The 26,862-nt window shown below is 66.4% G+C and carries 27 protein-coding genes; 16 read left to right on the top strand and 11 right to left on the bottom strand.

The features are described from left to right. Nucleotides 1-108: 108 nt before the first annotated feature. Genes coxB through FGL91_RS16425 form a run of 3 tightly spaced genes read left to right on the top strand, consistent with a single transcriptional unit; the run spans nucleotide 109 to nucleotide 3,186 of the window. Entirely contained in the window at nucleotides 109-1,011 is a 903-nt protein-coding gene (gene coxB, locus FGL91_RS16435) for a cytochrome c oxidase subunit II (RefSeq protein ID WP_153244368.1), read from the top strand. Between the two features lie 3 nt (nucleotides 1,012-1,014). Beyond that, entirely contained in the window at nucleotides 1,015-2,748 is a 1,734-nt protein-coding gene (gene ctaD / locus FGL91_RS16430) for a cytochrome c oxidase subunit I (protein WP_047524054.1), read from the top strand. A gap of 3 nt (nucleotides 2,749-2,751) precedes the next feature. Continuing rightward, the gene (locus tag FGL91_RS16425; RefSeq protein ID WP_153244367.1) at nucleotides 2,752-3,186 is read left to right on the top strand and encodes a cytochrome c oxidase subunit 4; all 435 of its coding nucleotides are present in this window, start codon (nucleotides 2,752-2,754) and stop codon (nucleotides 3,184-3,186) included. 66 nt (nucleotides 3,187-3,252) lie between these two features. On the opposite strand, the gene FGL91_RS16420 is transcribed toward FGL91_RS16425, so the two are convergent. From FGL91_RS16420 to FGL91_RS16390, 7 genes are all read right to left on the bottom strand, one after another. After that, a complete protein-coding gene (locus FGL91_RS16420; RefSeq protein ID WP_153244366.1) occupies nucleotides 3,253-3,672 on the bottom strand; it encodes a rhodanese-like domain-containing protein in 420 nt (139 codons plus the stop codon). Nucleotides 3,673-3,761: 89 nt separating this feature from the next. Next, a complete protein-coding gene (locus tag FGL91_RS16415; RefSeq protein WP_153244365.1) occupies nucleotides 3,762-4,277 on the bottom strand; it encodes a GNAT family N-acetyltransferase in 516 nt (171 codons plus the stop codon). A gap of 2 nt (nucleotides 4,278-4,279) precedes the next feature. Further along, a complete protein-coding gene (locus FGL91_RS16410) occupies nucleotides 4,280-4,687 on the bottom strand; it encodes a RidA family protein (protein WP_131491268.1) in 408 nt (135 codons plus the stop codon). Nucleotides 4,688-4,767: 80 nt separating this feature from the next. After that, the gene (locus FGL91_RS16405; RefSeq protein WP_131491267.1) at nucleotides 4,768-6,582 is read right to left on the bottom strand and encodes a cytochrome b; all 1,815 of its coding nucleotides are present in this window, start codon (nucleotides 6,580-6,582) and stop codon (nucleotides 4,768-4,770) included. Beyond that, nucleotides 6,579-7,655: a ubiquinol-cytochrome c reductase iron-sulfur subunit gene (locus FGL91_RS16400; protein ID WP_134351499.1), complete on the bottom strand. Its 1,077-nt coding sequence runs from the start codon at nucleotides 7,653-7,655 to the stop codon at nucleotides 6,579-6,581. The genes FGL91_RS16405 and FGL91_RS16400 overlap by 4 nt, the downstream gene beginning before the upstream one ends. Nucleotides 7,656-7,691: 36 nt before the next feature. Beyond that, complete coding sequence (locus FGL91_RS16395) at nucleotides 7,692-8,492, bottom strand: c-type cytochrome (protein ID WP_047524047.1); 801 nt, start codon at nucleotides 8,490-8,492, stop codon at nucleotides 7,692-7,694. Nucleotides 8,493-8,512: 20 nt separating this feature from the next. Continuing rightward, entirely contained in the window at nucleotides 8,513-9,070 is a 558-nt protein-coding gene (locus tag FGL91_RS16390) for a cytochrome c oxidase subunit 3 (protein WP_226533298.1), read from the bottom strand. Between the two features lie 287 nt (nucleotides 9,071-9,357). Between FGL91_RS16390 and trpD the strand changes: the two genes are divergently transcribed. Further along, nucleotides 9,358-10,428, top strand: coding sequence for an anthranilate phosphoribosyltransferase (gene trpD, locus FGL91_RS16385; RefSeq protein WP_153244364.1), 1,071 nt, complete (start codon nucleotides 9,358-9,360; stop codon nucleotides 10,426-10,428). 2 nt (nucleotides 10,429-10,430) lie between these two features. Next, complete coding sequence (locus FGL91_RS16380; protein ID WP_194239259.1) at nucleotides 10,431-11,417, top strand: PHP domain-containing protein; 987 nt, start codon at nucleotides 10,431-10,433, stop codon at nucleotides 11,415-11,417. 21 nt (nucleotides 11,418-11,438) lie between these two features. Here FGL91_RS16380 and FGL91_RS16375 read toward each other — a convergent pair whose 3' ends face one another. The 3 genes from FGL91_RS16375 to FGL91_RS16365 all read right to left on the bottom strand — a co-directional run bounded on the left by FGL91_RS16375 (nucleotide 11,439) and on the right by FGL91_RS16365 (nucleotide 13,701). Continuing rightward, nucleotides 11,439-12,377, bottom strand: a complete 939-nt coding sequence (locus FGL91_RS16375; RefSeq protein WP_153244363.1) for a 5'-3' exonuclease — start codon at nucleotides 12,375-12,377, stop codon at nucleotides 11,439-11,441. A 59-nt stretch (nucleotides 12,378-12,436) separates the two neighbouring features. Continuing rightward, complete coding sequence (locus FGL91_RS16370) at nucleotides 12,437-12,937, bottom strand: hypothetical protein (RefSeq protein ID WP_227991683.1); 501 nt, start codon at nucleotides 12,935-12,937, stop codon at nucleotides 12,437-12,439. Nucleotides 12,938-13,212: 275 nt separating this feature from the next. Then, a complete protein-coding gene (locus tag FGL91_RS16365; RefSeq protein ID WP_153244361.1) occupies nucleotides 13,213-13,701 on the bottom strand; it encodes a hypothetical protein in 489 nt (162 codons plus the stop codon). Between the two features lie 290 nt (nucleotides 13,702-13,991). Here FGL91_RS16365 and rpsA point away from each other — a divergent pair, with 290 nt between their 5' ends. From rpsA to FGL91_RS16310, 11 genes are all read left to right on the top strand, one after another. Continuing rightward, nucleotides 13,992-15,446: a 30S ribosomal protein S1 gene (gene rpsA, locus FGL91_RS16360; protein ID WP_047524042.1), complete on the top strand. Its 1,455-nt coding sequence runs from the start codon at nucleotides 13,992-13,994 to the stop codon at nucleotides 15,444-15,446. 145 nt (nucleotides 15,447-15,591) lie between these two features. Beyond that, entirely contained in the window at nucleotides 15,592-16,440 is an 849-nt protein-coding gene (locus FGL91_RS16355) for an ABC transporter ATP-binding protein (protein WP_153244360.1), read from the top strand. After that, nucleotides 16,437-17,477 carry an aliphatic sulfonate ABC transporter substrate-binding protein gene (locus FGL91_RS16350; protein ID WP_153244359.1) on the top strand — a complete coding sequence of 347 codons (1,041 nt, stop codon included), beginning with the start codon at nucleotides 16,437-16,439 and terminating at the stop codon, nucleotides 17,475-17,477. Before FGL91_RS16355 ends, FGL91_RS16350 begins: the two co-directional genes overlap by 4 nt. 2 nt (nucleotides 17,478-17,479) lie before the next feature. Next, nucleotides 17,480-18,331, top strand: a complete 852-nt coding sequence (locus FGL91_RS16345; protein WP_372492648.1) for an ABC transporter permease — start codon at nucleotides 17,480-17,482, stop codon at nucleotides 18,329-18,331. After that, on the top strand, nucleotides 18,322-20,331 hold the full coding sequence (acs, locus tag FGL91_RS16340; RefSeq protein ID WP_153244358.1) for an acetate--CoA ligase: 2,010 nt from the start codon (nucleotides 18,322-18,324) through the stop codon (nucleotides 20,329-20,331). The genes FGL91_RS16345 and acs overlap by 10 nt, the downstream gene beginning before the upstream one ends. Further along, nucleotides 20,328-21,632 (top strand): O-acetylhomoserine aminocarboxypropyltransferase/cysteine synthase family protein, encoded by a 1,305-nt coding sequence (locus tag FGL91_RS16335; protein ID WP_153244357.1) that lies wholly within the window; start codon nucleotides 20,328-20,330, stop codon nucleotides 21,630-21,632. Before acs ends, FGL91_RS16335 begins: the two co-directional genes overlap by 4 nt. Further along, nucleotides 21,629-22,213: a CoA-binding protein gene (locus FGL91_RS16330; RefSeq protein ID WP_153244356.1), complete on the top strand. Its 585-nt coding sequence runs from the start codon at nucleotides 21,629-21,631 to the stop codon at nucleotides 22,211-22,213. Before FGL91_RS16335 ends, FGL91_RS16330 begins: the two co-directional genes overlap by 4 nt. Before the next feature lie 31 nt (nucleotides 22,214-22,244). Continuing rightward, nucleotides 22,245-22,844: a dephospho-CoA kinase gene (gene coaE, locus FGL91_RS16325; RefSeq protein WP_153244355.1), complete on the top strand. Its 600-nt coding sequence runs from the start codon at nucleotides 22,245-22,247 to the stop codon at nucleotides 22,842-22,844. Beyond that, nucleotides 22,841-24,058, top strand: a complete 1,218-nt coding sequence (locus FGL91_RS16320) for an MFS transporter (protein ID WP_153244354.1) — start codon at nucleotides 22,841-22,843, stop codon at nucleotides 24,056-24,058. Before coaE ends, FGL91_RS16320 begins: the two co-directional genes overlap by 4 nt. A gap of 78 nt (nucleotides 24,059-24,136) precedes the next feature. Then, complete coding sequence (uvrB, locus tag FGL91_RS16315; protein WP_153244353.1) at nucleotides 24,137-26,209, top strand: excinuclease ABC subunit UvrB; 2,073 nt, start codon at nucleotides 24,137-24,139, stop codon at nucleotides 26,207-26,209. A 15-nt stretch (nucleotides 26,210-26,224) separates the two neighbouring features. Further along, nucleotides 26,225-26,575 (top strand): TfoX/Sxy family protein, encoded by a 351-nt coding sequence (locus tag FGL91_RS16310; RefSeq protein ID WP_227991682.1) that lies wholly within the window; start codon nucleotides 26,225-26,227, stop codon nucleotides 26,573-26,575. A 2-nt stretch (nucleotides 26,576-26,577) separates the two neighbouring features. Here FGL91_RS16310 and FGL91_RS16305 read toward each other — a convergent pair whose 3' ends face one another. Continuing rightward, nucleotides 26,578-26,820 carry a hypothetical protein gene (locus FGL91_RS16305; RefSeq protein WP_081997077.1) on the bottom strand — a complete coding sequence of 81 codons (243 nt, stop codon included), beginning with the start codon at nucleotides 26,818-26,820 and terminating at the stop codon, nucleotides 26,578-26,580. Nucleotides 26,821-26,862 lie beyond the last annotated feature (42 nt).

The raw sequence follows: 26,862 nt of genomic DNA, 5'->3' as shown, positions 1-26,862 counted from the left end.
CGGTGACGGCGGCCGTTCTGCATCCCGCAACCTGCGTGGATGGCATGAATCACGTGTGAGGTTGCCCTAGACTTGGGTGTGCTCTGTTCGCGATCTGAAAGGTGCATCGTGCCCTCGAAACGCAGCCTTCGTTGGGCCGCCCTCCCTGTGGGAGTTGCGGCAGCCTTGGCCCTGGCGGGATGCTCTCCCACCGAGCTGAACGGCTTTCTTCCGGGCTTCGTGGAGGGTGGCCCCGCAGCCACCAATCAGACCGAGCGCGTCTCGTCGCTCTGGGTGAACTCGTGGATCGTGCTCCTCGCCGTCGGAATCATCACCTGGGGCCTGATGGCCTGGGCTGCGATCGCGTACCGCCGTCGCAAGGGCCAGACCGGCCTGCCGGTGCAGATGCGCTACAACATGCCGATCGAGATCTTCTACACGATCGTGCCGCTCTTCCTCGTGCTGGGCATGTTCTTCTTCACCGCTCGCGACCAGACCGCGATCGAAGCCAAGTGGGACGACCCCGATGTCGAGATCACCGCGATCGCCAAGCAGTGGGCGTGGGACTTTCAGTACGACGGCGACGAAGAGGACAACTCCGACGCCGTCTGGACGATGGGCATCCAGGCTCAGCCGGACAAGGACGGCAACATCGACCAGGCGCAGCTGCCCACGCTGGTGCTGCCCGTCGACAAGAAGGTCACGATCAACCTTCAGTCGCGTGACGTCATCCACTCCTTCTGGATCATCGACTTCCTCTACAAGAAGGACATGTACATCGGGAAGGACAACTCGTGGTCCTTCATCCCGACCCGCGAGGGCGAGTACGCCGGCAAGTGCGCCGAGCTCTGCGGTGAATACCACTCGATGATGCTCTTCAACGTGAAGGTCGTCTCCGAGGACGATTACGAGGCCTACCTCCAGACGCTCGAAGAGAAGGGCAACACGGGCGACATCACCGACGCCTACGACCGTCTCTCGAACTTCCCGGGAACGACCCCGACGACCGACACCGAGGAAGGAGGGGAGTAAGCCATGTCGACCACTGAAGCTCCCCGTACCGACGAGGCTCCCAGATCTCGTCCCACCAGTCTGCCCGCCCGCCAGGCCGCTCTCATGAGCTCCTCGCGCGTGGAGCAGAAGGGCAACATCGTCGTCAAGTGGATCACGTCCACCGACCACAAGACCATCGGGTACATGTACCTGATCGCCTCGGTGATGTTCTTCCTCCTCGGCGGTGTGATGGCCCTCGTCATCCGTGCTGAGCTGTTCGCGCCGGGAATGCAGATCATCCCGACGAAGGAGCAGTACAACCAGCTGTTCACGATGCACGGCACGATCATGCTGCTGATGTTCGCGACGCCGCTGTTCGCAGGTTTCGCCAATGCGATCCTTCCGCTGCAGATCGGTGCGCCCGACGTCGCCTTCCCGCGTCTGAACGCCTTCGCCTTCTGGCTCTTCCTCTTCGGCTCGACCATCGCGGTCGCGGGCTTCCTCACGCCCCAGGGCGCGGCCTCCTTCGGATGGTTCGCCTATCAGCCACTCGCCGGAGCGTCCTTCTCTCCGGGCGCCGGTGGGAACCTGTGGATGGTGGGACTGGGAATCTCCGGTTTCGGAACGATCCTCGGTGCCGTCAACTTCATCACCACGATCATCACGATGCGTGCTCCTGGTATGACGATGTGGCGCATGCCGATCTTCTCGTGGAACACGCTCATCACGAGCCTTCTGATCCTGATGGCGTTCCCGGTCCTCGCTGCGGCCATCTTCGCCGCAGCCGCGGACCGTATCCTCGGCGCCCACATCTACGACCCGGCCAACGGTGGTGTCCTGCTCTGGCAGCACCTGTTCTGGTTCTTCGGGCACCCTGAGGTCTACATCATCGCCCTGCCGTTCTTCGGCATCGTGTCGGAGATCTTCCCGGTCTTCAGCCGCAAGCCGATCTTCGGGTACAAGACGCTCGTCTACGCCACGATCGCGATCGCCGCGCTCTCGGTGGCGGTGTGGGCTCACCACATGTACGTCACCGGCTCGGTCCTGCTGCCGTTCTTCGCTCTGATGACGATGCTCATCGCGGTGCCGACCGGCGTGAAGATCTTCAACTGGATCGGAACTCTCTGGCGAGGGTCCGTGACCTTCGAGACGCCGATGGTGTTCGCCCTCGGGTTCCTGGTCTCGTTCGTCTTCGGTGGTCTGACAGGTGTGATCCTGGCAGCCCCGCCGCTGGACTTCGCGCTCTCCGACTCCTACTTCGTCGTCGCGCACTTCCACTACGTGGTGTTCGGCACGGTCGTGTTCGCCATGTTCGCCGGCTTCTACTTCTGGTGGCCCAAGTGGACCGGGCGCATGCTCAACGAGCGTCTCGGCTACGTGCACTTCTGGTTGCTCTTCATCGGCTTCCACATGACGTTCCTCATCCAGCACTGGCTGGGTGTCGACGGAATGGTCCGTCGCTACGCGGACTACTCGGCCGCCGACGGCTGGACCTGGCAGAACCAGGTGTCGACGATCGGTGCGATCATCCTCGGCGCTTCGATGCTCCCGTTCTTCCTGAACGTCTGGATCACGGCTCGCAAGGCACCGAAGGTCACGGTCAACGACCCGTGGGGGTACGGCGCTTCGCTCGAATGGGCGACGTCCTGCCCGCCGCCGCGTCACAACTTCACGTCGATCCCGCGCATTCGCAGCGAGCGTCCTGCGTTCGACCTGAACCACCCGGAGGCCGCCGAGTTCGCGACCACGGCACCCGGCGAGCGAGAGGCCCACTAAGTCATGCGCGACAATGTCATTCTCTGGTGGATCCTGACGGCGTTCTTCGCCCTCGTCGGTGTCATCTACACCGGCTGGCACATCCTCGCAACGCCGGCGGACGACTTCGCCATGCGGATCGAGTGGGTCGGTACGGTCGCTCTGTTCTTCTCGGCGTTCATGGCCGCGATGATCGCGTTCTACCTGGACCGCACGCACAAGGCGCAGAGCGGTGAGCTCCCCGAAGACATCCTCACCGCGGACATCGACGACGGTGACCCCGAGCTCGGCGAGTTCAGCCCGTGGTCCTGGTGGCCGATCGTGCTCGCCGCTTCTGCGGGAGTCTTCGTCGTCGGCCTGGCTGTGGGGCACTTCCTGCTCCCGATCGGCCTCGCGATCTTCGTCGTCGCGATCGTCGGCTGGGTGTACGAGTACTACCGCGGCAACTTCGCTCGCTGACGCGACTGACGTCGAGAAGGCCCCCGGATCCGTCCGGGGGCCTTCTTCATGTTCAGCGCGAGGCGGTCAGGCGCGGGTTCGGATGCGCGCAATCCCGGTCAGTGGGTCGACCGGACGTCGGTGCGTCCCGTCGGCGTCTTCGACCGGATAGCCTTCGCGCACCCAGTACTCGAAGCCGCCGATCATCTCACGCACGTTGTAGCCCAGTCGGGAGAACTCGAGTGCGCCCTTGGCGCCGGCGTTGCAGCCGGGGCTCCAGCAGTACACCACGACCTCGGCGTCGGGGGAGATCTCACGCGGTGCTCTCGCCGCGATCTCGCTGTAGTGCATATGGATGGCACCGGCCACGCGCCCCTGTGCCCATGCCTCTTCGGACCGTACATCGACCACGACGATGTCGCTCTGGGCCTGACGGGCTGCATGGACATCGCTGGCGTCGGTCTCGTAGGCGAGTTTGGCGGCGTAGTAGTCGGCACGGTCGATCATGTGCCCAGCCTATTTCGCCGAGCTCCGCGGCGTCCTTCGTGTTCCTGCCGATCGGCGTGCGAAAACGGTCAGCGATATCGCCGCCGCGGTCAGAGGCGTACCGTCATCTGCACGCGGGGCCCGTGGCGCAGGAGACCGAGCTCCTCCTCGACCTGGACCAGGCTGCACAGCAGAGGGGTGTCCGGCGTCGTCACGGCGAAACCGCAGGACGCGTAGAACGGCGCATTCCAGGGGACATCCGCATAGGTGCGAAGCGTCATCCTCGAGCTGCCACGACGTCGGGCCTCCGCCATCGCAGCCGCCAGCAGTCGGCGTCCGATACCGCGTCGCCCGAACTGCGGAAGCACCGAGAGCTGCTCGAGGTGGGTGCCTCCCTCGATCTCCAGAATATGCGCGAAGCCGATGAGGTCCGACGACGAGGTCTCATCGCCGTCGTGCTCGGCCACGAGTACGAACCCGGGCACCGTGGCACGCTCGTGCGGGGGCGTGGGCGGCGGCCAATCGACGGCACCGAACCTCTCGACCAGCAGGACGTCCGCGGCGATCTCGATGCGCTCCGTGGCTGCGTCGTCGGCGGGACGTGCCTCGCGGATCAAGACCTCCATGATCACCCGTCGGCGACGGCGGCGATCGCCTCGATCTCCACGAGCTGGTCGTCATAGCCGAGGACCGTCACGCCCAGCAGGGTGCTGGGCACATCGTGCGCGCCGAAAGCGGCATGGATCACATCCCACGCCGTGACGAGGTCTGCTTGCGACGTGGACGCCACGAGCACGCGCGTGCTGATCACGTCGGTCAGGTCGGCGCCCGCGACCTCCAGTGCGCCCTTGAGCGTCTCGACGCAGCGTGCCGCCTGGGCCGCGTAGTCTCCGGGCGCAGCGGTCGAGCCGTCATCGTTGAGCGGGCACGCGCCGGCGAGGAAGATGAGGCGGGATCCGGCCGGTGCGGTGGCAGCGTAGGCGTAGGGGGTTTCCGCGAGGTTGTCGGCACGGATCAGGCGGACGACGGATGACATGGTTCGATCCTTTCATCGGGCGGGTGACGAAGAAGGCCCCGTTCGTGTGAGCGGGGCCTTCTTCGATGGGGGAGTGGCGACTACTCGCCGTCCTCCGACTTCTTCTTCCGAGGCTTCTTCACCGGCTCGGTGGCGATCACCGTGCTGGGGGTGTTCGGCGTCTCGTCGACGTGCGTCTCATCGACGGTGAGCGGGGCGTCAGGGAAGCCGGCGCGCTCGTGGGCGCCCTGGATCTCTGCGGCCTCGGTCTCTTCGTTGTGAGCCGTGACGTGATGCTGATGGGCGTCGGCTGCCTCGACCTCAGCCTGCGTGAGCGGAGCGATACGGTCCTCGAAGAACCAGCGGGAGATCGAGGAACGGAGGTTCTCCGTCCACGGGATGCGGCCCTTGGCATTCGGGCGAACCACGAGGGGCTCGTAGCTGTCGACGTCGATGAGCTTCCAGCGGTCGTACTTGTCGACGGGCTGGTGCACCTCGATGAACTCACCACCGGGGAGGCGGACGATGCGTCCGGACTCGTATCCGTGCAGGACGATCTCACGATCCTTCTTCTGCAGCGCGATGCAGATGCGCTTGGTGACGAAGTATCCGAGGATCGGGCCGAGGAACAGGAGCGCCTGCAGCGTGTGGATCACGCCTTCCATCGTGAGCATGAAGTGCGTCGCGATGAGGTCGGACGAAGCCGCTGCCCACAGGACCGCGTAGAAGATGACGCCGGCGGCACCGATCGCCGTACGCGTCGCCGCGTTGCGGGGACGCTGAGCGATGTGGTGCTCGCGCTTGTCTCCGGTGACCCATGCCTCGAGGAAGGGATAGATCGCGACGATCACGATAAACAGACCGAGCACCAGGACCGGGGCGATGATCCCGAACGACCACGTGTGGTTGAGGAACACGATGTCCCAGTTCGACGGAGCCAGGCGCAGCGCGCCGTCGGCGAACCCGATGTACCAGTCGGGCTGGGTACCGGCGGAGACGGGCGAGGGGTCGTAGGGGCCGTAGTTCCAGATCGGGTTGATCTGGAAGAACGTCGCGATCAGCACGATGGTGCCGAACACGATGAACAGGTAGCCGCCCATCTTCGACATGTACACCGGCATCATCGGGTAGCCCACGACATTGTCGTTCGTGCGGCCGGGGCCGGCGAACTGCGTGTGCTTGTTGACGATCATCAGCATCAGGTGCACGACGATCAGCGCGATGACCAGCATCGGGAGCAACAGGATGTGCAGGGTGTACAGACGTCCGACGATGTCGGTTCCCGGGAACTCGCCACCGAAGAGGAGGAACGAGGTCCACGTGCCGATCAGGGGGAGACCCTTGATCATGCCGTCGATGATGCGGAGGCCGTTACCCGAGAGCAGGTCGTCGGGGAGCGAGTAGCCGGTGAAGCCCTCTGCCATCGCGAGGATGAACAGGACGAAACCGATGACCCAGTTGAGCTCGCGCGGCTTGCGGAATGCGCCGGTGAAGAACACGCGGAGCATGTGCACGCCGATTCCGGCGATGAACACCAGAGCGGCCCAGTGGTGGATCTGACGGACCAGGAGGCCGCCTCGCAGATCGAAGGAGATGTGCAGCGAAGACTCGAGAGCCGCCGACATCTCGATCCCGCGCATCGGAGCGTAGGCGCCGGTGTAGTGGGTCTCGACCATCGACGCGTCGAAGAAGAACGTCAGGAAGGTTCCGGAGAGGAACACAACGACGAAGCTCCACAGCGCGATCTCGCCGAGCATGAACGACCAGTGGTCGGGGAAGATCTTCCGTCCGAGTTCCTTGACGAAACCGGAGATGCTGGTGCGCTCATCGATGTAGTTCGACGCGGCACCGACGAAGCGACCGCCGAGGGGCGCCTTGGTGTCGTTGTCGTCTTTGGACAGCGTTGCGGTGCTCAATGGCGCTCCCAGAAGCTCGGGCCGACGGGTTCCTTGAAGTCGCTGCGTGCGACCAGGTAGCCCTCGTCATCGACGGTGATGGGCAGCTGCGGCAGCGGACGTGCCGCAGGGCCGAAGATGACCTTGGCGTGGTCCGTGACGTCGAACTGCGACTGGTGGCACGGGCACAGGAGGTGGTGCGTCTGCTGCTCGTAGAGGGCCACGGGGCAGCCGACGTGCGTGCAGACCTTGGAGTAGGCGACGATGCCGTCGTACGACCAGTCCTTGCGGTCCTCAGCTTCGATCAGCTGCTCGGGACGCAGGCGCATCATGAGGACGATGGCCTTCGCCTTCTCCTCGAGGTAGCCGTCGTGGTGACTGAGCGTGGCGAGCTCTTCGGGGATCACGTGGAACGCGGATCCGAGGGTCACGTCCGCAGCGCGGATCGGGGTGCCGTCGGGGTCGCGGACCAGGCGGCTGCCCTCTTCCCACATCGTGTGCTTGAGGAGTGCGACCGGGTCACCGGCGATGGGGTCGTCAGGCGTGGAGTGCGGTGCGAGGCCACGGAACAGTGTGACTCCGGGGATGATCGAGGCGACGATCGCGGCGAACAGGGAGTTGCGGATCATGGAGCGGCGCCCGAAGCCCGACTCCTCGTTCGCGTCGGAGAAGGCCTTGATCGCAGCCTCGCGCGTCGAGTCCTTGCCGCGCGTGGGGTGACGGTGCTCGATGAACTCCTTGTCGGACATGAGCGCCTTGGACCAGTGGATCGCACCGATTCCGAGGGCCAGGAGCGCGAGAGCGATCCCGAGACCGATGAAGAGGTTGTTCTGCCGGATGTCGATGAGCGCGCCGCTCTCGATCGGGAACAGCATGTAAGCGGCGACCGCCCAGATGCTTCCCGCGAGCGAGAGGTAGAACAGCGTGTAGACAGTGCGGACAGCGGCCTTCTCAGCGCGCGGGTCCTTATCGGTCATCCGCTCGCGATGCGGCGGAAGCCCGGGGTTCTGCACGGGATCGCTGACTGCGACACCCAGCCCCGGAGAGGGCTGGTAGGCCCTGTCAAGAGCCTGCGAGTCGTCGTCGTGTGCCATGGTGCTCCTCGTACGTTCCTCTTCGATGAATAAGCGTCAGTTGGACTTCGCCGTGATCCACACGGTGGCGGCGACGAGCGCGCCGATACCGAAGATCCACACGAACAGTCCCTCGGAGACCGGTCCGAGGGAGCCGAGCGAGAAGCCGCCGACCTGCACGGACTGCTGCTGGAAGAGCAGAGCCGAGATGATGTCGCGCTTGTCCTCGTCGGACAGGTTCATGTCACCGAAGACCGGCATGTTCTGCGGGCCGGTGACCATGGCCGCATAGATGTGCAGGGCACTGGTCTCGGTCAGGGCGGGGGCGTACTTGCCCTCGGTGAGTGCACCACCGGCTGCGGCCACGTTGTGGCACATGGCGCAGTTCACGCGGAACAGTTCGGCTCCGTGCGAGACGTCGCCTTCCCCGTCGAGGATGCGCTCGTCCGGGAAGGTCGGGCCGGGGGCCGTGGACTGCACGAACGAGGAGATCGCGAGGATCTGCTCTTCGGTGAACTGCGGCTCCTTCTGCGGCGCCTGCGGTCCCTGCATCTGCAGAGGCATGCGACCGGTCGACAGCTGGAACTCGGTCGCCAGCTCGCCCACGCCGTAGAGGCTGGGGCCGTTGGCGGTTCCCTGCAGGTCGAGACCGTGGCAGGTGGCGCAGTTCGCCGTGAACAGCTTCTCGCCGTCTTCGACGGTCAGCTGGGTCGTCGCAGCCTGCGTGTCGGACGCTGCGAATGCGGCGGTTGCACCGGCATAGACCGCGCCGGTGATCATGAGGCCTGCTCCGATGAGCGCGGCCGCCGCCAAAGGGCTGCGACGACCGCTGGAACGGCGCTTCTTCTCTCGTGCCATCTCGGGGATCAGCTCCGCTCTTATTTCAGGAAGTAGATAACGAGGAACAGCACGATCCAGACGACGTCGACGAAGTGCCAGTAGTAGGACACCACGATCGAGGAGGTCGCCTCCTTGTGCCGGAAGTTCTTGACGGCGTAGGCGCGGCCGATGACGAGCAGGAACGCGACGAGCCCACCGGTGACGTGCAGGGCGTGGAAGCCGGTCGTCAGGTAGAACGCCGAGGCGTAGGAGTCGGCGCCGATCGGCATGCCTTCAGCGACCAGCTGTGCGTACTCCCAGACCTGGCCGGACACGAAGATCGCGCCGAGGGCGAAGGTGAGGAAGAACCACTCGACCATTCCCCAGCCGAACAGACGACGGCGGCCGGCGCCGTTCTTCTGCCCCTTGCCGATCTTGTAGGGCTGCAGGTCTTCTGCCGCGAACACGCCCATCTGGCACGTGAACGAGGACAGGACCAGGATCGCAGTGTTCACTGCGGCGAACGGGACGTTCAGCAGCTCGGTCCGGTCAGCCCACAGCTCCGGTGAGGTGCTGCGGAGGGTGAAGTAGATCGCGAAGAGTCCCGCGAAGAACATCACCTCACTGCCGAGCCACACAATGGTGCCGACAGCTACCGGGTTGGGCCGCTTAATCGTTCTCGCCGCCGGGGCATACGTCGCTGAGGTCGTCACCCCTCCATTATGGCCGATCTCGGGCGTGATTCTTGCACCAGCGGCCTTCGATTCACTCGTCTGCGACTTAGGGGACCCTAAGAAAACCCTGCGAATACCTGGTGAATCCGCGGGAAACAGCGGTCGGCCGCGGATCGGAGCTCCGATGCGAAGGATCTGCATGTTTTCTCCGCGCCGATAGGATCGCACACATGGCTGATTCGCTGACCTGGTCCGACGTGCTCACTTCTCTGCTGGAGCGTCGCGATCTCAGCGTCTGGGAGTCCACCTGGGCCATGCGTCAGATCATGCAGGGCGAGGTCAGCGAAGCCCAGCTCGCAGGCTTCCTCATCGCATTGCGGGCGAAGGGCGAGACGATCGATGAGATCGTCGGCTTCCGTGATGCGATCCTCGAGGCGGCCGTTCCCCTGCCGGTGTCGCCGGATGTGCTCGACATCGTGGGAACGGGCGGCGACCGCGTGGGCACGGTGAACGTGTCGACCACGGCGGCGATCGTGATCGGCGCGACCGGTGTTCCTGTGGTCAAACACGGGAATCGCGCCGCGAGCTCGGCCTCGGGTTCGTCCGACGTCCTCGGGGCGCTGGGGCTCGAGCTCTCCCTCGATCCGGCGGCCGTGGCGACCATCCTCGATCGCACCGGCATCACGTTCGCGTGGGCGGGCGCTTTCCACCCCGGTTTCAAGCACGCGGGCGCCGTGCGCGCCGAGCTGGGTGTCCCCACCGTCTTCAACATGCTCGGGCCGCTCTGCAATCCCGCGCGTGCCGAAGCCAATGCCGTGGGCGTCGCGCAGATCGAGCGCGTTCCGCTCATCACCGGTGTCTTCCGGACCCGCGGCGCCACGGCGCTCGTCTTCCGTGGGGACGACGGCCTCGACGAACTCACCACGACCGGGCACAGCCGGATCTGGGAGGTCACGCGCGGCGACATCCACGAGCATGACCTCGACCCGCGCGACCTCGGCATCCCGATCGCGGATCTCGCCGACCTGATCGGTGGCTCGCCCCAGCACAACGCGGAGGTGCTCCGACGCACGCTGGCGGGGGAGCCCGGCGCTGTGCGCGACATCGTGCTGCTGAATGCCGCTGCCGGCATCGTGGCCTTCGAGCTGTCTCAGGACGCAGGTCAGGTGCAGCGTCCGATTCTGGAGCGCCTTCGCGAGGGCTACGAGAAGGCGTCGGCAGCGATCGACGACGGGCGCGCGCTCGCGAAGCTCGACCAGTGGATCGGTGTGAGTCGCGAACTCTCGTCACCGAAGGAGTGACCGTGGATCCCGTCGACGCGCTGCTCGAGATCGCCTCCCTGCTGGAGCGTGAGCGTGCGTCGCGGTATCGCGCGAAAGCCTTCCGCCAGGCAGCTGCGACCCTGCGGGATCTGCCCGACGACGTTCAGCGCGATCCCACGCGGCTGCGTGCAGCCAAAGGTATCGGCGAGTCCACCTTCGCGGTGATTCGCCAGGCGCAGGCCGGGCAGGTCCCCGACTACCTCGTCGAGTTGCGCGGTGATGTCGAGCCCGAGCGGATGTCGGAGCTCCGGGGGAAGCTCCGCGGCGACCTGCATGCGCACACGGACTGGTCGGACGGGACCACACCGATCTCGGTGATGGCTGCCGCTGCCAGGGCGCTCGGACATGAGTACCAGGCGATCACCGATCATTCGCCGCGCCTCCGGGTCGCTCGGGGGCTGTCGGCCGAGCGCCTTCGGGAGCAGATGCCGCTGGTCCGCGCGGAATCCGGTGACGGCTTCACGCTGCTCGCGGGCATCGAGGTCGACATCCTGGAAGACGGGGGCCTCGACCAGGAGGGCAGTCTGCTCGCCGAGCTGGACATCGTCGTGGCGTCGGTTCATTCCAAACTGCGCATGGATGCGCGGGCGATGACCGCACGCATGATCGCCGCGGTCGCGCACCCTCGGGTCAACGTGCTCGGGCACTGCACCGGACGCCTCGTGCAGGGCGACCGAGGAACGCGCCCTCCGTCGACGTTCGATGCCCAGGCCGTTTTCGCCGCCTGCGCGGAGAACGGCGTGGCGGTCGAGATCAACTCGCGACCGGAGCGGCAGGATCCGCCGGACGATCTGATCGCGATCGCTCTCGCTGAGGGATGCCTGTTCTCGATCGATTCGGATGCGCACGCGCCCGGCCAGCTCTCGCTGCTCGACCACGGAGCAGAACGTGCAGAGCGCGCCGGCGTCCCGTCATCGCGGATCGTCACGACCTGGGGTCTCGAGCGGCTGCTCGCCTGGGCGGAGTGATTCGCCGTCGGACCCCGGCCGTCAGTCTGCGGCGAGGGCGGCGTTCGACACGGCAGTGAGGGCACGCGTCATCGAGCCGCCGAGGTTCCATTTCTCGGCGAGAGCCGTTGCGGCATCCGCCTCCGCGGGGTCGAGCACGCGCAGGGGGACGTCGGGGACCGTAATCGGCAGCGACGTCGCGACCGCGACCACCGTCGGGGCGACGTCGAGATAGTCGGACGCGGCGAGCAGCTTCGCCCGTACTCCGGCGCTCATCCCTTCGCCCGCTTTCGCCGCGGCACGGATGCCCTCCAGGTCTGCGTGCGTCTGCAGCAGGGTGGCCGCGGTCTTCTCACCCACGCCGGCGACGCCGGGCAGGCCGTCCGAAGCATCGCCGCGCATGGTCGCGAAGTCGGCGTACTGCGAGGGGAGCACCCCGTACTTCGCGACGACGGTGGCGTCGGTCACGACCTCGAGGTTGCTCATTCCGCGGGCGGTGTAGATGACGCGGACGTCGCGTGCATCGTCCACCAGCTGGAACAGGTCACGGTCGCCGGTGACGATGTCGACGGGCATCGTGGCCTTCGTGGCGAGGGTGCCGATCACATCGTCGGCCTCGTGCTCGGCGACGCCGATGATGGGAATGCCGATGGCCGCCAGAGTCTCGCGGATGAGGGGGATCTGCGCTTCGAGGGGGTCGGGGACCTCTTCGACATCGGGGCCGCTGGCGACCACCTCCACGACACGGTGGGTCTTGTAGGTGGGGATGAGGTCGACACGCCACTGCGGTCGCCAGTCGTCGTCCCAGCAGGCGATCACGTGCGTGGGCTCGTAAAGGGTGACGAGCTTGGCGATGATGTCGAGGAGACCGCGAGCAGCATTGATCGGGGAGCCGTCCGGTGCCGTCACCTTGTCGGGGACGCCGTAGAACGCACGGAAATAGAGGCTGGCGGTGTCGAGCAGCATCAGTCGATCGGTCACGAACGACAGTCTGGCACGGCGGTCCGACGCAGGGTGCGGAGAGCGGACTGTCCTGGCGCTCAACATCCCGTGGCGCGGGGTCGTTCGGCACAGGTGCGAGCGACGAGAGCGGTGTCGGCCTCGTAGATGCGGATCCGCTGCGCGGAACCCTCGATGGCGAGTTCGCCGGTCACCGGGAACCAACCTCCACCGATATCGACCTCTGCCGTGTAGTACGCCGTGACGTGGGTGAGGAAGGTTCCGCGTGTGCGATAGGTATGGCTCGTCGGCGTCGGAGTGAACGGCGCCTGCCCGAGTGCGGTCCACGTCTGGCCACCGCCTGCTGTGGTCGCCGTGCTCCCATCCCCATAGGAGAAGACGAAACGAGCGGGGGAGAACCGCACGCTGACAGGTCGGCCCAGGAGAGTGCCGCTGCGGGTCTGCACCGATGCCGAAGCCACGAAGTTCATCGGCAGCCCTGCGACGCCCACGTTGCCGGGCTCGCCCACTGGCGTCACGGGCGCGGGCGCGAACTGCGCGACATCGGTGATCGTGAGCGGCGCGCCGTCGTCGTTCGTCACGCGCTCCGCCGAGATCCCACAACTCGTGGTCCGGACTGGATCGGGAACACACGGCGGCGGTGCGTCGGGCGTGTCTGGCGAACCGGGGGAAGCGCCATCCGGAGACTTCTCCGTTTCGGTGGCTGAGATCGTCAACTTGCTCCCGTCGTTCTGAGCAGTGCACAACCCAGCAACCTGGAGTTCGCGAGCGCAAGACATGGCTTGGGGCGGAACACCCAATGACGTAGCTGTCGCGGGCAGGCTTGCCAAGAGGAGCATGAGCGACGCGGTGATTCTCAACATTCTTCTACCGGCGCATTCGTTTCGTCTTCGACAAGAAACGCAGTTCCGGATGCACTCATGGACGTGAAGAGCGCGATGCTTCCGCCGCGTTTGACCGGAGTAACGTCGGTTCCAGCAGAGTCGACGACTCGCGTGCGCGACACGTCGAGGCACACGAGTGCGGTGAGCGATGTGTTCTGGGAATCGAAATCCGCTGTCAGTCCGCGAAACACAGTGATCGTCACGTTTCCGACCACCTCGAGGCCCTGGGAACGAAAGTAGTCGGATGCTTCTAGGTCAGCCTCAAGTGCTCGACCGATTAGGTAGTCCTCGGGACTCGCGGAGCCGTCACCAGATCGACGTGCGTTGCTCGCGTCGTTGTACGCGCGGTAGGTGGCCTCGGCGGCGGCGAACGCTTCTTCTTCGGACGCGAAGGCGGCGGTCGGGGTCGGGGTCGGCCCGGGGTCGGGGGCGCACCCCACGAGCAGCGCGACGGCGGCCACGAGGATCGCAAGTCGCGGCGGAAGGGCGGGGGTCAGGGGAGTAGCCGGTGTCACCCCGCCACCGTAGGAGGAATGGGCTTCGGTCGGTTCGAGTTATCCACAGGGAGGGCGTTCGGATCCGACTCCTGCGGTGCGCGAACTTCTGATAGCCTTAACCGTCACTCGTGGCGTGCATGCGCATGCCCTCGTGACGAGAAAACCAAAATCCAACTGCTGAGAAGCATGCTGTCGGCCGTGCGCGGTCGTTGACTCTCAGCCCGAGTCTCCATTCAACAAGGACAACCCACTACATGACTACCGCAACGACCGCCCCGGCCACCAAGCAGGTCGCCATCAACGACATCGGATCTGCTGAGGACTTCCTGGCCGCGGTCGAGAAGACCCTGAAGTTCTTCAACGACGGCGACATCATCGAAGGCACGATCGTCAAGATCGACCGCGATGAGGTCCTCCTCGATGTCGGCTACAAGACCGAGGGTGTCATCCCCTCGCGCGAGCTCTCGATCAAGCACGACGTCGACCCCAACGAGGTCGTCGCTGTCGGCGATCTGGTCGAGGCACTCGTCCTCCAGAAGGAGGACAAGGAAGGCCGCCTGATCCTCTCCAAGAAGCGTGCTCAGTACGAGCGTGCATGGGGAGACGTCGAGAAGATCAAGGAGAACGACGGCGTCGTCACCGGTACGGTCATCGAGGTCGTCAAGGGTGGACTCATCGTCGACATCGGCCTCCGTGGCTTCCTCCCGGCTTCGCTCATCGAGCTGCGTCGCGTCCGCGACCTCACGCCGTACCTCGGCCAGGAGATCGAGGCGAAGATCCTCGAGCTCGACAAGAACCGCAACAACGTCGTCCTGAGCCGCCGCGCGCTGCTCGAGCAGACGCAGTCGGAGTCGCGCACCACGTTCCTGAACAACCTGCACAAGGGTCAGGTCCGCAAGGGTGTCGTCTCGTCGATCGTCAACTTCGGTGCGTTCGTCGACCTGGGTGGCGTGGACGGCCTCGTGCACGTCTCCGAGCTGTCCTGGAAGCACATCGAGCACGCCTCCGAGGTCGTCGAGGTCGGCCAGGAGGTCACCGTCGAGATCCTCGAGGTCGACCTCGACCGCGAGCGCGTCTCCCTGTCGCTGAAGGCGACGCAGGAGGACCCGTGGCAGGTCTTCGCCCGCACCCACGCGATCGGTCAGGTCACGCCGGGTAAGGTCACGAAGCTCGTTCCGTTCGGTGCGTTCGTTCGCGTCGCAGACGGCATCGAGGGCCTCGTCCACATCTCCGAGCTCTCCAGCAAGCACGTCGAGCTGGCTGAGCAGGTCGTCTCCGTCGGCGAAGAGGTCTTCGTCAAGGTCATCGACATCGACCTCGAGCGTCGTCGCATCTCGCTGTCGCTGAAGCAGGCCAACGAGTCGGTCGACCCCAACGGCACCGAGTTCGACCCGGCTCTGTACGGCATGCTCGCCGAGTACGACGAGAACGGCGAGTACAAGTACCCGGAGGGCTTCGACGCCGAGACCGGTGCGTGGAAGGAAGGCTTCGACGCCCAGCGCGAGGCATGGGAGCAGGAGTACGCTGCAGCCCAGGCTCGTTGGGAAGCGCACAAGGCTCAGGTCGTCAAGGCGGCCGAGGCCGAGGCCGCAGCCGGAGAAGACTTCGGTGGCCAGGCCTTCGCCACCGAGGTTGCCGGCGCCGGCACCCTGGCGGACGACGAGGCTCTCGCAGCTCTGCGCGAGAAGCTCTCGGGCGGCAACGCTTAAGCACGTCTCTGAAACGGGTCGTCGCCCCGCCTTCGGGCGGGTGCGGCGGCCCGTTTCGCGTACCCGCTGTTCCCCTCCACGTCTTGCGTGACGGAACATTACAGCCCCATTCGTAACATCGGAGCCCGTCGGCCAGCATGAGGGTATGACCACGCTGTTGCCCTCGCCGCGCCTCGCCGACGCATCGACTGCGGCCGGGACGGCGCAGAGCGTGCGGCTCGACGGTGTTGAGCGCTCCTTCCCGCTGCCGCACGGGCGACGCGACGTGCTCCGGGGGATCGACCTCGACATCAGCGCCGGCGAGATCCTCGCGGTGGTCGGTCCGTCCGGCTGCGGCAAGTCGACGCTCCTGCGCCTCGTCGGCGGGCTGGACACCCCGACCCGTGGCAACATCCGCCTCGATGCCGTCGGCGTCACCGATGTCGACGAGCGCACCGCCATCGCCTTCCAGGAGCCCCGGTTGCTGCCGTGGCGTACGATCGCCCAGAACGTCGAACTCGGTCTGCCCCGCGGAACGGCTCGTCGTGCCGGACGTGAGCGCGTGCGGGAGCTGCTGCACCTGGTGGGCCTCGAACAGGCCGCCGATCAGCGTCCGCGCGAAGTCTCCGGCGGAATGGCCCAGCGTGCCTCGCTCGCCCGCGCTCTCGCCCGGAACCCTGGTGTGCTGCTGCTCGACGAGCCCTTCGGCGCGCTCGACGCTCTGACGCGCCTGCGCATGCACGATCTGCTCCTCAAGATCCATGCGGCCGAGCCCACCACCGTCCTCCTCGTCACGCACGACGTCGAAGAGGCCCTCTATCTCGCCGACCGAGTGCTGTTGCTGCGAACGCTGAACGGTGCAGACGTCGACGAGCCGTCCATCTCGCGCACGATCCTCGTGCCGGGCATCCGTCCTCGCGACCGCGCCGATCGCGGACTCGCCGACCTGCGCGCCGAGCTTCTCGAAGGCCTCGGCGTCGACACCCACCACCGCATCACCGAGGAGTCCAGATGAGCATCACCACCCGCCGAATCATCCCTGCGATCGCGGTCGCCGGGACGATGATGCTCGTCGCGACGGGCTGCGTCGCCGGCGAGAACGCCACCGCATCCGACACCGGGAGCACCTCGGGGTCCACGGAGTGGTCGTCCGACACGCTGTCCGTCGACTTCGCGACGTACAACCCGCTCAGCCTCGTCGTCCGCGACCAGGGCCTTCTCGAAGACATCCTCGGGGACGACGTCGACGTCGAGTGGGTGCAGTCGGCCGGCTCGAACAAGGCCAACGAGTTGCTTCGTTCGGGGTCGGTGGATGTCGGCTCGACAGCCGGATCGGCCGCGTTGCTCGCGCGTGCCAACGGTTCTCCGATCCAGGTCATCGACATCTACTCGCAGCCGGAATGGTCGGCCATCGTCGTCGGCCCGGACAGTGACATCGCTTCGATCGAAGACCTCAAGGGCGCCTCGATCGCGGCCACGAAGGGCACGGACCCGTACTTCTTCCTGCTGCAGGCGCTTGAAGAGGGCGGGCTGTCTCTCTCCGACGTCGAAGTGCAGAACCTGCAGCACGCCGACGGCAGGGCCGCGCTCGACGGCGGCTCGGTGCACGCATGGGCCGGACTCGACCCGATCATGGCCGCGGCTGAGGTCGAGTCGGGGGACAAGCTGATCTACCGGAACGTGGACTTCAACACCTACGGCTTCCTCAACGCCACCGAGGACTTCCTCACCAACCACCCCGACCTCGCGCAGGCCGTCGTGGACGCCTACGAGAAGGCGCGCGAGTGGGCGCTCGATCACCCCGAGGAGACCGCGGCGCTGCTCGCCGAGGTCGCAGGTATCGATTCCGAGGTCGCGACGACGGTGATCCAGGAGCGTTCGAACCTCGACGTCAGCGGGATCCCCGGCGATGACCAGATCGCGGTGCTCGAGAAGATCGCTCCCGTGCTCGTCGAATCCGGCGACGTCCAGGGCGGCAAGGAGTCCGTCGACAAGGCGCTGGCATCGATCGTGAACGACACGTTCGCGAAGAAGGCGGTCGGCGGCGAGTGACGATTCCGGATCGGCTGATCGTCCCTGCGGACTCGCAGGACGCCCTCGACTTCGCCACGGGGAAGCTCGCGAGCTCGGCAAGCGCGAGTCGCCGCACCTGGGATCGTCCCGCGGTGCGGGTACTCGGCGGGCTTCTGCTGCCGGCGGTCATCCTCCTCGTGTGGCAACTCGCGACGACGTCCGGTCTCGTCGAGTCCTATCGGCTGCCGACGCCCGCCTCGGTCTATCAGGCGGGCGTCGAGCTGGCTGAGAGCGGGCAGCTCTGGACGCATATCGCGATCTCGGTGCAGCGCGTCCTCCTCGGGTTCGCGATCGGATCGGTGATCGGGCTCGCGGCGGCGGGCATCGTGGGGTTGTCCCGCTGGGGCGATGTGCTCCTCAGCCCGACACTCGCTGCGGCCCGGGCGGTGCCGTCGCTCGCCTGGGTGCCGCTTCTCATCCTGTGGATGCAGATCGGCGAGGAGTCGAAAGTCACACTGATCGCGATCGGCGCGTTCTTCCCGGTCTACACGACGGTGGCCTCGGCTCTGCGGCACGTCGACCCGCACTTGGTCGAAGCCGGACGCTCGTTCAGCCTGCGCGGATGGTCTCTGTTCCGCACGGTGCAGCTTCCCGCCGTCGTCCCCTCGGTCGTGTCGGGCCTTCGTCTCGCCCTCGCGCAGGCGTGGCTGTTCCTCGTCGCTGCGGAGCTGATCGCCTCATCCATGGGCCTCGGCTTCTTGCTGACCGACTCGCAGAGCACGGGGCGCATCGACCGCATCCTTCTCTCCATCGTGCTGCTCGCACTGCTCGGAACGCTGACCAGCGGCATCCTCGCGCTGCTGGAGAAGTACCTGCTCCGCCGATGGGTGTGAGCGTGACCGAGGCACGACTGCAGGAGTCGCGGGTGTACGCGGCGGCGTCCGGGTTCGGCGACGCGAACGTCACCGAGGAAGCATATGCACGGGGCGCGGCCGATCCGATCGCGTTCTGGGAAGAGGCAGCGCGTCGGCTCGACTGGTCTGTCCCGTGGGAGACGGCACACGAGTGGGATCCGCCGGTCGGGGACGCCGTCCCCGCCGCGCGCTGGTTCGTCGGCGGGCGTCTCAATGTCGCCGTCAACTGTGTCGATCGGCATGTCGACGCCGGACGGGGCGACAAGGTCGCGCTGCACTTCGAAGGCGAACCGGGCGATCGCCGCGCCGTCACCTACGCCGAGCTGCAGGAGCGTGTCGCCCGCGCGGCAAACGCCTTGGTCGCACTCGGCATCCGACCGGGTGACCGGGTGGTGATCTACCTCCCCGTGCTCGTGGAGACGATCGTCATCACGCTCGCGTGCGCTCGGGTGGGTGCCGTGCACTCTCTCGTCTTCGGCGGGTTCTCTGCGGAGGCGGTGCGGTTCCGGCTCTCGGACACCGGGGCGAAGCTCCTCGTCACGAGCGACGGTCAGTACCGACGCGGCGTCGCCACGGAGGTCAAGTCCACGGCCGATGTCGCCGCCGCCGATCTTCCCGAGCTCGAGCACGTTCTCGTGCTCCGCCGCACGGGCCAGGACGTGCCGTGGACCTCCGGTCGTGACGTGTGGTGGCACGACGTCGTCGACTCGGCCTCTCCGGTGCATGAGGCGGACTCGTTCGACGCCGAGCATCCGCTCTTCATCATCTACACCTCCGGCACCACCGGAAAGCCCAAGGGGCTCGTGCACACCTCCGGCGGATACCTCGCCCAGGCGAGTTGGGCCCATTGGGCGCACTTCGATGCCAAACCCGATGACGTACACTGGTGCACCGCCGACCTCGCATGGGTCACCGCGCACACCTACGAGATCTACGGCCCGCTCTCCAACGGACTCACACAGGTCATCTACGAGGGGACGCCGGACACCCCGCATCGCGAACGCCACCTCGAGATCATCGAGCGCTACGGGGTGACCGTCTACTACACGGCGCCAACGCTGATCCGCACTTTCATGACGTGGTTCGGTGCCGAGCTTCCCGCCGGTCACGACCTGTCGACCCTTCGGCTCCTCGGCACGGTCGGCGAGGCGATCAACCCCGAAGCGTGGGTCTGGTTCCGCCGCAACTTCGGTCGCGACGAACTGCCGGTGATCGACACGTGGTGGCAGTCCGAGACCGGTGCCGCGATGATCGCTCCGCTCCCGGGGATCACGAGCCTCAAACCGGGGTCGGCGTCGGTGCCGCTTCCGGGGATCGATGTCGCGGTGGTCGATGCGGACGGACGCGAGGTGCCGCCCGGCCGTTCCGGGACACTCGTCGTCCGACGTCCTTGGCCGGGGATGGCCCGCACCGTGTGGGGAGATCCGCAGCGCTATCGGGACGCGTACTGGTCCACGTTCGCCGGACTCGGTGAGTTCGGCGGTTTCTACGTCGCCGGCGATGGCGCGACGCGGGATGCCGACGGGTACATCTGGATCCTCGGTCGTCTCGATGACGTCGTGAACGTCTCCGGTCATCGGCTTTCCACGATCGAGATCGAATCGGCGCTCGTCGCTCACGACACGGTCGGAGAGGCCGGGGCTGCCGGAGTCTCCGACCCGGTCACGGGGCAGGCCGTGGCGGTCTTCGTGACCCCGTCCGGGCGTGCAGACGTGACCCCGTCCGATCTGCGCACCCAGGTCGCTCAGGCGATCGGCCCCGTCGCCAAGCCGAAGCACATCGTCGTCGTCCCCGATCTGCCGAAGACGCGTTCGGGCAAGATCATGCGCCGACTCCTGGCACAGTTGTGGGAGGCCGAGCAGGACCGCCGCGCGGGGCGCGAGCCGCTTCCGCTCGGCGACACCACTTCGCTGCAGAACCCTTGGGCCGTCGACGACATCGCCGACGCGCTCACCGACGCCGAACTGAGGACAGCATGACGGAAGAACACCGTTTCGGATTCCGCACCCGAGCCCTGCATGCCGGGGGCACCCCCGACGCGTCGACCGGCGCGAGGGCGGTGCCGATCTATCAGACGACGTCCTTCGTCTTCGATGACGCCGCGGATGCGGGCAATCTCTTCGCCCTGCAGAAGTACGGCAACATCTACTCCCGCATCGGCAACCCGACCGTCGCGGCACTCGAGGAGCGTCTGGCCTCGCTCGAAGGCGGCATCGGAGCGGTGGCGACCGCGTCCGGCATGAGCGCGGAGTTCATCACCTTCGCTGCGCTCGTCGGTGCCGGCGACCACGTCGTCGCTGCAGCCCAGCTCTACGGCGGGACGGTGACGCAACTGGACGTGACCCTGCGGCGGTTCGGCGTCGAGACCACGTTCGTCGCCTCGACCGACCCCGCTGACTTCGCTGCGGCGATCCGTCCGGAGACCAAGGTCGTCTACGTCGAGATGATCGGCAATCCGTCGGGCGAGATCGCCGATATCGAGGGGCTCTCCGCCGTCGCGCACGAGGCGGGGGTGCCGCTCGTCGTGGATGCGACGCTCGCCACGCCGTACCTCGCACGCCCGCTGGAACACGGCGCAGACATCGTGATCCACTCCGTGACGAAGTTCCTCGGCGGTCACGGTACGACTCTCGGCGGTGTCGTGATCGAGAAGGGCACGTTCGACTGGGGAAACGGCAAGTTCCCGCAGATGACCGAGCCCGTCGAGTCGTACGGCGGCATCAAATGGTGGGACAACTTCGGCGAGTACGGCTTCCTCACCAAGCTCCGCTCCGAACAGCTCCGCGACATCGGCCCGGCGCTCAGCCCGCAGGCGGCGTTCAATCTGCTGCAGGGTATTGAGACGCTGCCGCAGCGGATCGATGCGCACCTCGCGAACGCACGGGTCGTCGCGAACTGGCTCGCCACCGATCCCCGGGTCGCGTACGTCACCTGGGCAGGACTCGAGGGACACCCGCACCACGAGCGTGCGGCGAAGTACCTGCCTCTCGGACCGGGTTCCGTCTTCGCGTTCGGCGTCGCAGCGGACGACGGCCGGCGCGCGGGGGAGAGCGTGATCGAGAACCTGCAGCTCGCCTCTCATCTTGCGAACATCGGTGACGCCCGCACGCTGGTCATCCATCCCGCGTCGACCACGCACCGCCAGCTCACCGAGGAGCAGCTCGCCGACGCCGGTGTGCGCCCCGACCTGATCCGCATCTCCGTGGGCCTGGAAGACCCCGAAGACATCATCTGGGACCTCGACCAGGCACTCACGACCGCGACGGGAGCGAACCGATGACCGCGACGGAAACCACCGGCGGCGAGGCGTGCAGCTTGCCGTCGACGACGGAGGCCGTTTCCTGCGCACTCCCCGGCACCGCAGCCGCACATCCGGAGCGGAGCTGGCGAGGACCGGATCAGCAGGAGCGCTTCTCGCTGCTCCGGCGCGCGACGTCGATCGCGATCGTCGGGGCATCGAACAACCCTGCGCGCGCCTCCTTCTTCGTGGCGACGTATCTGCTTTCCAGCACGGCGTACGACGTGTATCTCGTCAACCCGCGCGAGAAGGAGATCCTCGGGCGGCCCGTCTACGCATCGCTGAGCGATCTGCCCGTCGTCCCCGACATCGTCGATGTGTTCCGCCGGCACGATGACCTCCCCGGCGTCGCGCAGGAGGCGATCGACATCGGCGCGCGGACGCTCTGGTTGCAGTTGGGTTCCTGGAACGAGGACGCGGCAGCGATCGCGGAGTCGGCAGGATTGTCGGTCGTGATGGATCGGTGCATCAAGATCGAGCACGCACGCTTCCACGGCGGGCTCCACCTCGCCGGCTTCGACACGGGCGTGATCAGCTCACGGCGGCAGCTGCTCGCACGCTGAACCGCAATCGGGCGAACCCTAGACTGGCGTCATGCCTCTCATCGCGCTCACCGGTGGTATCGCCTCCGGGAAGTCGACCATCGCCCGGCGTCTAGCGGAGCACGGCGCGATCGTCGTCGACGCCGATCAGATCGTGCGCGACGTGCAGGCTCCGGGCTCGGCGGTGCTCGATCGCATCGCGGAGACCTTCGGCACCGAGGTCATCGGCGGGGACGGCGCGCTCGATCGCACTGCCCTCGGTTCGCGGGTCTTCGGAGAGCCCGAGCTCCTCTCTCAGCTGAACGCGATCGTGCATCCCGCGGTGCGCGAGGAGTCTCAGCGTCGATTCGACGATGCCTTCGCCGGTGATCCGCACGCCGTCGTCGTGTACGACGTGCCTCTCCTGGTCGAGGCCCGAGTGGACGATCCGTGGGATCTCATCGTGGTCGCCCACGCGCCGTCGGCCATTCGACGCCGTCGACTCGTCGAACTGCGAGGCTTGGACGAACGTGCGGCGCAGGACCGCATCGATGCCCAGGTGTCCGATGATCGGCGACTCGCCATCGCCGACGTCGTGATCGACACGTCGGATACCCTCGAGCGGACTCGTGAGCAGACGGACGCTCTCTGGGAGCGGATCAGCGCCCAGTGACCTTCTCCGGTCACGCGCGTGGTTCACGTGAGTATCGGCGTCTCATCGTCGGTCTGTTCTTCGCGGGCATCGCGACCTTCGCGCAACTCTATTCCGCGCAGGGCGTGCTGCCGCAGATCTCATCCGACCTCTCGGTCAGCCCGGCGACGGCGGCCCTCAGCGTGTCGGCTGCCACCCTCGGCCTGGCGCTGGCCGTGGTCCCATGGTCGATGGTGGCGGACCGTATCGGTCGCGTACCTGCGATGGCCACAGGTGTGCTCACGGCCACCGTCGTCGGTCTCTCGGCACCGCTGAGCAACGAGATCTTCGCTCTGCTCGCCCTGCGGTTCGTGGAGGGAGTGGCGTTGGGGGCGGTCCCCGCTGTGGCTCTCGCATATCTCAGTGAGGAGGTCGAGGCGGGCTACGCTGCTGCCGCGGCCGGCAGCTACATCGCGGGCACCACAGTGGGTGGATTGCTCGGCCGGATCGGCGCGGGGATCGTCGGCGAAGTGGCCGGATGGCGGGCCGGGGTCCTGGCCGTCGCCGTGATGTGCGCGGTGGCCGCGGTGCTCTTCCTCTGGCTCACCCCCCGCGCCCGAGGATTCGTCCCCGGACGACTGCGTGCGGACCGGGGCCCGGGCATCCTCGAGAAGCTCCGTGGTCCGTTGCGATCTCCTCGCCAGTGGGCGCTGTACGCGCAGGGATTCCTGTTGATGGGAGCGTTCGTCGCGGTCTACAACTACCTCGGCTTCCACCTCGCGGCAGAGCCGTTCGACTTGCCGGCGTGGCTGGTGACGATGCTCTTCCTCGCCTACCTCGCGGGCACGGTGTCCTCGCCGTGGGCCGGCGTGCTCGCTTCGCGGAGCGGACGCTTCCCCGTGCTGCTCGCCTCGATCGGCGTCATGGCTGTGGGCGCCGTGCTGCTGCTGGCGCAGGTCGCGGTGTTGGTGTTGTTGGGGCTCGTGCTCTTCACGGGCGGCTTCTTCGGAGCCCATGCCATCGCCTCGGGGTGGACACCGGTCGCGGCCACCCCCGGCAGCAGGGCCCAGGCGTCGTCCCTGTACTACTTCGCCTACTACGCCGGATCCAGCCTGTTCGGATGGATGCTCGGCCTCGTGTTCGTGGGCGCGAGCTGGGGATGGTTCGTGGCGGCCGTCATCGTGATGTGCGCGGCCGCGGCTCTCGCCGCCATCTCGGTCCTTCGTGGCGCTCCGGGCGTTCACCGGTCTTCCTGATCCCCGCGTCTCTCTCCGTTCGAGGTCGAGTCCGCCGCTCACGGCCTCGATGTCGGAGGGGCGGCATACGCTGGAGTCATGCAACCCACGCGCAGCGTCCGCCCCTTCGAGGTCATCAGCGAGTACGCGCCGGCCGGAGACCAGCCGCAAGCGATCGCCGAACTCGCGGCACGTATCAATGCGGGGGAGACCGACGTCGTGCTGCTCGGAGCGACAGGTACCGGAAAGTCGGCGACCACCGCATGGCTCGTCGAGCAGGTGCAGCGTCCGACGCTCGTGCTGGCGCACAACAAGACCCTGGCCGCGCAGCTCGCGAACGAGTTCCGTGAGTTGATGCCGAACAACGCGGTCGAGTACTTCGTGTCCTACTACGACTACTACCAGCCCGAGGCCTATGTGCCGCAGACGGATACTTTCATCGAGAAGGACTCGTCGATCAACTCCGAAGTCGAGCGGCTCCGGCACTCGACGACGAACTCGCTGCTCAGCCGACGCGACGTCATCGTGGTCTCCACGGTCTCGTGCATCTACGGTCTCGGTGCGCCCGAAGAGTATCTCCGGGCGATGGTGGCACTGCAGGTGGGGGAGCGCTATGACCGTGATGCACTCATCCGGCAGTTCATCGCCATGCAGTACAACCGCAACGACGTCGACTTCTCCCGCGGCAACTTCCGTGTCCGCGGCGACACGATCGAGATCATCCCCGTCTACGAAGAGCACGCCATCCGGATCGAGCTGTTCGGAGACGAGATCGAAGCGCTGTACTCACTCCACCCGCTCACCGGTGAAGTCATCGAGAAGCTCGACTCCGTGCCGATCTTCCCCGCCTCGCACTATGTGGCCGGGACCGATGTGATTCAGCGTTCGATCGGCACCATCGAGGCCGAGCTTGAGGAGCGTCTGGCGGAGTTCGAACGGCAGGGCAAGCTCCTCGAGGCGCAGCGTCTGCGCATGCGGACCACCTTCGACCTCGAGATGCTCCAGCAGTTGGGGTTCTGCTCGGGGATCGAGAACTACTCGAGGCACATGGACGGTCGCGAGCCGGGGGAGCCGCCGCACACGCTGCTCGACTTCTTCCCCGACGACTTCCTCATGGTGATCGATGAGTCGCATGTGACGGTGCCGCAGATCGGGGCGATGTACGAGGGAGATGCCTCCCGCAAGCGCACCCTCGTCGACCACGGGTTCCGCCTCCCGAGCGCGATGGACAACCGTCCGCTGCGCTGGGACGAGTTCAAGAACAGGATCGGTCAGACCGTGTATCTGTCGGCCACCCCCGGCAAGTACGAGATGGGGATCGCTGACGGCGTCGTCGAGCAGATCATCCGTCCGACCGGGCTGGTGGATCCCCACATCGTCGTCAAGCCCTCGAAGGGGCAGATCGACGACCTGCTCGAAGAGATCCGCCTCCGCGTCGAACGCGACGAACGCGTGCTCGTGACCACCCTGACGAAGAAGATGGCCGAGGAGCTCACCGACTTCCTCGGCGAGCACGGTGTGCGGGTGCGCTACCTGCACTCCGACGTCGACACGTTGCGTCGTGTGGAACTGCTCAGCGAGCTGCGGTCGGGGGTCTACGACGTGCTCGTGGGCATCAACCTGCTCCGAGAGGGCCTCGACCTTCCCGAGGTCTCGCTCGTGGCGATCCTCGACGCCGACAAGGAAGGCTTCCTCCGTTCGGGAACCTCACTGATCCAGACGATCGGGCGTGCCGCTCGTAACGTTTCGGGTGAGGTGCACATGTACGCCGACAAGATGACCGACTCGATGGCGAAGGCCATCGAGGAGACCGACCGTCGTCGCGAGAAGCAGATCGCGTACAACAAGGAGAACGGCATCGACCCGCAGCCGCTCCGCAAGCGCATCGCGGACATCACCGAGGTGCTGGCACGCGAAGGTGCCGACACTGCAGAGATGCTGTCGGGTCGTGGTCGCGCGTCGGGCAAGGGCAAGTCGCCGACGCCGAGCCTTCGTCGGACCGGCATCGCCGCCGAAGGTGCCCAGCAGCTCGAGGCCACGATCCAAGATCTCTCGGATCAGATGCTCGCGGCCGCATCCGAGCTGAAGTTCGAGCTCGCGGGGCGACTGCGCGACGAGGTGCAGGACCTCAAGAAGGAGCTTCGCGCGATGGAGCGCGCGGGACACGCGTAAGCGAGGCGGGGATCGATGGATGCAGCAGGAGACGAACTCGCCGACCGGATCAGGGCACTGTTGAGCGCCGACGTCGAGATCGAGGAGCGGCGCATGTTCGGCACGCGGGCCTTCCTCGACGACGGCCGCATCCTCTTGGGAGCGCGACCGGGCGGCGTCCTCCTGGTGCGGGTCGATGACGAGAGCGGGGCGACGCTGCTCACCCGACAGGGAGTCGCGCGCGCGGTGATGGGATCACGCACGATGAGCTCAGGCTGGCTCGACGTCGTGCCCGGTGTGATCGAAGACGACGACGAGCTGATGTTCTGGCTCGACGTCGCGCGGGAGTCGACAGGGTCAGCCGTGGCGACGCCGGAGACGGACTGACATCAGGGGCAGTGCACGAGCGGTTTCGGCCCGGAACGGTCGATCGTGTGCAGCGTCATGGGTGCCCCGCAGAGCGGACATGCCCGTTCGGCTCGTTCCGCAGGGCTGGGCGGAGGAGTCTTCTCGTACGGACCGACCGAGGCGGGGCCGGCGAACCGGATCAGGTTCGTGTTCACCCAGGAGTAGACGCCCCCTGCCTCGCGGATTCGCGTTCGGAGGGGCGGGCGGTCGGAGTCCTTTGCCATGTTGGTTAGTGTACTAATGATTAGCGCGGATGTATAGTTTCC

Source organism: Microbacterium sp. CBA3102, from assembly GCF_007954505.1.
In the GTDB taxonomy this organism is placed as follows: Bacteria; Actinomycetota; Actinomycetes; order Actinomycetales; family Microbacteriaceae; genus Microbacterium; species Microbacterium aurugineum.
This window is presented reverse-complemented; position numbering and strand designations above follow the sequence as displayed.